4 protein-coding genes and 1 tRNA gene are annotated in these 4,852 nt (G+C 46.7%); 1 reads left to right on the forward strand and 4 read right to left on the reverse strand.

Features of this window, described 5'->3' with window-relative positions; genetic code table 11:
• Nucleotides 1–135: 135 nt before the first annotated feature.
• Nucleotides 136–981, forward strand: a complete 846-nt coding sequence (locus AC0QH1_RS01415) for a DUF928 domain-containing protein (protein ID WP_324628963.1) — start codon at nt 136–138, stop codon at nt 979–981.
• A 312-nt stretch (nt 982–1,293) separates the two neighbouring features.
• On the opposite strand, the gene AC0QH1_RS01420 is transcribed toward AC0QH1_RS01415, so the two are convergent.
• The 4 genes from AC0QH1_RS01420 to AC0QH1_RS01435 form a co-directional block, all read right to left on the reverse strand.
• Nucleotides 1,294–1,367: transfer RNA gene (locus tag AC0QH1_RS01420), tRNA-Val, on the reverse strand.
• A 415-nt stretch (nt 1,368–1,782) separates the two neighbouring features.
• Complete coding sequence (locus AC0QH1_RS01425; RefSeq protein WP_324628964.1) at nt 1,783–2,265, reverse strand: OsmC family protein; 483 nt, start codon at nt 2,263–2,265, stop codon at nt 1,783–1,785.
• Between the two features lie 154 nt (nt 2,266–2,419).
• Nucleotides 2,420–2,809 (reverse strand): 6-pyruvoyl trahydropterin synthase family protein, encoded by a 390-nt coding sequence (locus tag AC0QH1_RS01430; protein WP_324628966.1) that lies wholly within the window; start codon nt 2,807–2,809, stop codon nt 2,420–2,422.
• A 723-nt stretch (nt 2,810–3,532) separates the two neighbouring features.
• The gene (locus tag AC0QH1_RS01435; RefSeq protein ID WP_324628967.1) at nt 3,533–4,420 is read right to left on the reverse strand and encodes a reverse transcriptase domain-containing protein; all 888 of its coding nucleotides are present in this window, start codon (nt 4,418–4,420) and stop codon (nt 3,533–3,535) included.
• Nucleotides 4,421–4,852: the final 432 nt, after the last annotated feature.

Here is a 4,852-nt window from a genome sequence, read left to right on the forward strand (position 1 = left end):
GAAACCCAGATCTCAAAGGTCTGGGCGGAGAAGCCCGCGCCGTACCGCCTAAGCGGTCGGCGTCGGGAGTACGTCACTCTCTAATATCTACAAGGGAAATCTAACTGAAACCACTCAATGAATGGGGGATAACTCGTGAATAGGAAAACATATTACACCAGTCTGATGTCGGCAGGTTTAGCCCTGTGTTTGGGATTGTTTGCCCCAGGGGCAAATTCGGCTAAAGCAGTGGACTTCGTGCCACCGGATAATGTAGGCGCACCCCGAGGCAGAGTCGGCGGGGGGACGCGCGGAAGTGCCTTCGACCAAGTGGTGGAGCCTGGAGCGCCAGGACGCCGGATCGGGGGCGGAAGCCGGGGATGCAGCATCGGCGGCGGACAACCCAGCGATCGCCTCCTCACCGCCCTGATTCCAGAAAGCATGGTGGGCTTGACGGTAGAAGAATATCCCACCTTCTTCTGGTATCTGCCGCCAACTGATGCCACAGCAGTGGAATTCGTGCTGATGGATGAAAAAGGGGAAACGGTGATTTACGAAACCACCTTCCGCACGAAAGGGGAACCGGGAATTGTCAGCCTCAGCCTTCCGGAGAATGCCTCTTTGCCTCCGTTGGACCTAGACAAGAATTATCAGTGGTATTTTTCGATGATTTGCAATCCCGAGGATCGCGCGGCTGATATTTTCGTGCGCGGTTGGATCCGGCGGGTGGAACCGACGATCGCATTGCGTCAGGAATTACAGGAAGCCACTTCTCAGCTAGAGCGCGCCCAAGTCTATGCCCAGAATGGCATTTGGCAAGATACCTTGGCCTCTCTGGCAACCTCTCTGCGCGACAACCCACGCAACCGTTTGGTGAAAGATGAATGGGAGCAATTGATGCGAGACCAAGGTTTGACTACCATTGCTGATGCCCCTCTGGTGCAGGAAATTACTCTGGAATCTTCCAATATGGAGGAACCCACGGAAGAATTGAATCCCTAGGGGGTGGCGTTAAGCGGCATATCGGCCAAATGAGCGATCGGTTTCAGCCATTTGGCTGATGCCGCCTCCGACCCTTGCAGGCGAAAATGGAAATTAAAAAGGAAGCATAGAGGAAGCTCGCTCGAGGAAGGTGCTTGCAATATCGAGATTTGGCGAGCGATCGCCCACCGATTCCATCGCCAGCAACCCAAATTAATGGTGTCATACTTTTTCGTCTAACCCAGTTCGTTTGAACTGGGTTTTTTGCCGATATCCTGGGGCAAATATAATAAAAACCGCCAGGTTCTGGAGGGGCAGGCGGGTTCGGAGGGATGGACGCAACTGGACTCGAACCAGTGACCCCCACGATGTCAACGTGGTGCTCTAACCAACTGAGCTATGCGTCCTCGTTCCAACAGTATCTTAATGTAGCATAGGGGATTGGGAAAATGCAAGGGATTTTGGAAAAAATTTGCTCCATTCTCTCGATTCCCCCCGGGGAGGGAGTTGTGGGCATTTGGTTTCGCCTTGCCTGCACTCCATTGCGGCCAAACTTGGGGCACTGGCTCACTACAGGGGCTGCTGAGGGAAGGCGAGGGGGCGATCGCCTTGGTCACAAGGATGACTCGCCAACCGCCTGTAAAATTCTGGGAAATTGCAAATCCTCAAATTATTTATTGCCAATCCTTAGCACTCGATTTCGTCATCTTTATCGTAAGAATCAGGCAGAATATTGCGATAAACAAGCACCTGTTTGAACGGAATATTCTCTTCATACTCCAACTCGCGCGCTTGTGCAAACGATTTGGCTTTTACTTGAAGTTATTCTATATCCTGTTTGACCATTACTTGGGGATGATGGTTGATTTTGAAGTTACATGAATTGGCAATAAAACACATTTTATTGGCTTCAGAGTGGAGTTGATTTGCGGTGGCAATCATCTTTTCACTTTCTACCGTGACAATGGGATGTAACGTGACTTCTTTAAACTTTCCACTTCCAGTGTCCGTTTCCTCCATAAGTCCAGTAGCGCGATCGACGTAATCAGTCACAATGATTTGGTGGACGGAACACAAATGCAGATACCAAAGCATATGACAAGCGGAAAGGGAAGAAATGAAGAGGTCTTCCGGGTTATATTTGGTTGGGTCTCCTAAAAACGAAGGGTCTGAAGAACCCATGATTTTTTGAGATTTGCCCGGCGCCCTTAAAATATAGCTGCGATTATAAGATTGGTAATCGAAAGTCCCTTTTCCTTCGTTACCCGTCCATTCAAGGTTGATTGAATAATGATGTGTTTTCATGGAATTATTTTTCGGGGTTAATGACTACAATACGTTCGATTGCACAGTTAGCCCTGGGTTTTTCTGTGATAGTTTGGCAGCGATCGCGATTTTTAAACTAGGGTGGCACCGATGAGTTGCAGTTGTGGAGAATATTTCTCGGTTACGCCTAACCTCAATCATCTTCATATTCCACCCAGGAATTGGGGGTTTCCGACACGGCGACCTTCAAGCGCACCCCCTGGGGCACTCGGCGCTTCGTTTCCTCATAAATGTACTGGGCGATCGCCTCTGCGGTGGTCTCGTATCCTTCTGGCATTGCCTCATTCAGGAGACAGTGATCCAACCCGCCTTTCGTCACGTCCCGTTTTGCCCAGCGCAGGGTGCGGAAATCCGCCACCATCACCTCGTGGGGGCAGTATTCCGAGGCGTGCAGTTTCTCAGACGTCGCCTCCACGCGCACGCGATAGGTGTGTCCGTGAATCCGACCGCAAGGACCGTCGTAGTCCTTGATATAGTGGGCGCTGTCGAAGGTAAATTCCGTTTTGACTTTCCATCGCGGCATAGAGCTTTCCCCTTTCTCCCTGACTTCACCCTGCCATTTCGGCTAATGATGAAGGATTCCATGAGCTACAGTTGAACCAATCTTTTATTATAGAACACAACCTCGTAAAAAAAGCAAGATTAGCTTGAAAAGTGATGAAACATTACTCTAGATTCTTGTAATTGAGACGGGAGTCCTTGACTCGCGGCGCGTCAGCGCTTACCTCTACCTGCGCGACTAAACAAGCGTTTCATGTTCCTCCTACCCGACTGTTGGGACTCTATCCATTTGGTCTCAGTTTCTCAAACTCGATAAAATAAAGTGAATTACCAGGGCATTTTTAAACCAATTAAATTCCTTCGTCAATAGGGAAATGAACAAAATAAGCTTTAAATCAGGTGATTGGCAAGAGCATGGATTTCTCGGGTGCTTGTGTTTGTAGTATTCTCGGATTAAGCTCCCTAACCCTGCCCGACGAAAGTCCGTTCTTTTTACTCGCAGCTTGTATGTTTGATAAAAATGCTGACTCACGCGCTGGCGAATCCATTTGTCCAGCTCTTTTATCTGTTGAGTATCGGTCACCACCGAAAAAAAGCCGATCCAGTTGCTGGTTCTTTCCCCTTTGAGCCTCCCGTGACATAGGGGACAAATTTTTTCCTCTTTTCCTTTGATTTTTTTATTAATAACATGACGAATAAATGAATCAAACCTTTGGTGCGCTCCGCCTTTAAATTTATCGCTGGTTTATTTTTGGATTTTTTGTTGTATTTTGGCCTGAAATCTGTTAATATTGGCAGGGCTAATTTTAAGCCGATCGCGAGTCAATTCAAATCCTAAAAAAATTAAAGAAGTCTGGGAAATATCTAGATATTTAGTTTTGGATGCCTCAGCATCTTCTAAAATGGGATGAAGTTCGAGCTTTATTTCTGCAAGTTTTTGCTCAACCCGACAGTGAATTTCCGAAAGCTTCTCTTGACTTTTTAATAGAATGACAAAATCATCGGCATAGCGGACATAACGCAGAGTATAGTCTCGGGCTAAATTAGCGATCGCCCACTTATCAAATTCGTGCAGATATAAATTAGCCAACATTCCAGAAAGCACTCCGCCTTGGGGGATACCTTCTAAACGTAAATTTTGTTTGGGCGGTTTGTGGTGATGGAAAGTTTTGGTATTTCTGGGTTTACCTCGGTCATCTCTGTAGGAAATGCCGCTCGTTTTAATAAACCTTCTCAGCAAAGTGCTAACCCGCGTTTGCTGACCAAATAAATTCTCAATGATAGAAATCAAACGGGAGTGAGAAATGCGATCGAAAAATTGGACAATATCGGCATCTAAAGCACATTGGAAACCGTTTTGAATATAGTGGTGGATGAGTTTAGCGGCATCAGGCGCAGACTTGCCTTTGCGATAAGCCCATGAAACTCGGTCTAATGCAGAATTGACGCAGAAAACTTTCTCGACTTCACTATATAAAACCTCGTACAAAATTTTCTGTACGACAACGTCGCGGATAGTGGCAATTGATAAGACTCTTTCTTTACCCGAAGGTTTGGGGACGTTAACCTCTCCTCTCGAAAAGGGTAAAATATATAAGTTCCGTTCAGGACTCTTTGAGAAATCAATTGACACCGAATAGAGAGTTCTTTTTCAAAGGTTTGATAAGAAATCCCATCAGCTCCCATTGGAATTTTTATCTCATCCGTAAACACATTATGTTTGGCTTCTTTATAGTGTAAAAAAGCTGTTTTGATGTTTTCGGGTTGAAAGTATTCAACCAACTTCTCTTCTAGACTCTGAGACATCTCATTATTCTAAAAGCAGAGAGAGTACCTAATAAAAAAGAGCGCAACAGGGAGCGCAAGGTACTCTCTAATTCAACCTGTTCTCCAGAGTGTGTTTGCCCGCAGGGGGTTCACCCTGGAGGAATCATCGAAAATTAGGGGTTGGTAAGGGGGGCGAATGGAAACCCCTGTCATTTATGTAAGGGGAGGAATTCGCCCCCCCTTACATAAACAGCACTCCCACAGGACTTCCTTTTTTTAGAAAGTACAAGGCTCCATT

It is taken from the genome of Phormidium sp. CCY1219 (assembly GCF_055795085.1).